Source organism: Mesorhizobium sp. M7A.F.Ca.CA.001.08.2.1, assembly GCF_003998455.1.
In the GTDB taxonomy this organism is placed as follows: domain Bacteria; phylum Pseudomonadota; class Alphaproteobacteria; order Rhizobiales; family Rhizobiaceae; genus Mesorhizobium; species Mesorhizobium ciceri.
Window position 1 is genome coordinate 1 of the sequence record NZ_RZPW01001185.1, and the last position, 1,176, is coordinate 1,176.

The window sequence follows — 1,176 nt, forward strand, 5'->3', positions numbered from 1 at the left end:
GGGCGATCGGTTTCAGCGACGCATAGATCATGCCGGTGGTGCAGACGGTGATGATTGCGCCGATGGCGGCCAGAGATCCGGCGATGCCGACCCAGCCATCGGTCTTGCCGAAGAATATCCAACCGATGCCGAACAGTCCCGCCGGAATGAAGGTGATGACCGAGGCAACACCTTCGCGCGACAGCCATGAACTGCGCCATTGTGAGAACGCCCGCCAGGCGCGTTCGGGTCTGCCGAGGTGGCCGGTCGATGACAACAGGCCGGCCACGATCAGGCCGAGCGCCAGGCCCATGCCGATGAAGCCCAGCCAGAAATCGGGTGGGATGATCTGGAAGCCTCCGAGCGTGCCCAGCAGCGCGAGCAGGCCGTAGCCCGCGCCGGTGGCAGTGGTGAAGAAGACGACGGAGAAGGCTGGATGCATGGGTCAGTTCGAAAGCATGCGGTCGACCCAGCCGAGGAAACCGCCGTCGGCCCGCACCGGTTCCAATGCCGGCGCGGCCACCGATGCGGCGCGCGCGGTGTGGGCGCGCGGCGGCAAATATTTGTTGGTCGGGCGATAGCCGAGCTCAGGCATCAGGTCGACGCCGCCACGCTCCGCCACCAGTTGCGAAACAGCCGACAGGGGATCGCCGAGATCGCCGAAATGCCGGGCACTGGTCGGGCAGGCGGCGACGCAGGCCGGCACGCGGTCTTCTTCGGCCAGATTGTCATTGTAGATGCGGTCGACACACAGCGTGCATTTCTTCATCACCCCGACATCGGTGTCGAATTCGCGTGCTCCATAAGGACAGGCCCAACTGCACAATTTGCAGCCGATGCACTTGTCCTCGTCGATCAGCACGATGCCGTCCGAAGCCCGCTTGTAGGAGGCGCCAGTCGGGCAGACGGTGACGCAGGCCGGCGTCTCGCAATGCAGGCAGGAGCGCGGGAAGTTCACCGTCCGTCCGCCCATCTCGGTGGTGTGCTCATAGCTGTGCACGCGGTTGAACCAGACGCCGTCGACATGGCCGCCATAGGGATCGATGTCGGTCAGCGGCGCCATGTGGCCGCCGGTGTTCCATTCCTTGCAGGCGGTGACACAGGCCTGGCAGCCGACGCAGGTATCGAGGTCGATCACAAGGCCGAGTTTCTTGTCGCTTTGACTTGGCAGACAGGTCATTTGGTCGCCTCTCTCGC

At 64.4% G+C, this 1,176-nt stretch carries 2 protein-coding genes; both read right to left on the minus strand.

The features are described 5' to 3' along the window. Positions 1–421 (minus strand): DmsC/YnfH family molybdoenzyme membrane anchor subunit (locus EN914_RS36035; RefSeq protein WP_164779197.1); only part of this gene is annotated, 421 nt, incomplete at its 3' end. 3 nt (positions 422–424) lie between these two features. After that, positions 425–1,159, minus strand: a complete 735-nt coding sequence (locus tag EN914_RS36040; RefSeq protein WP_024503180.1) for a 4Fe-4S dicluster domain-containing protein — start codon at positions 1,157–1,159, stop codon at positions 425–427. Positions 1,160–1,176: the final 17 nt, after the last annotated feature.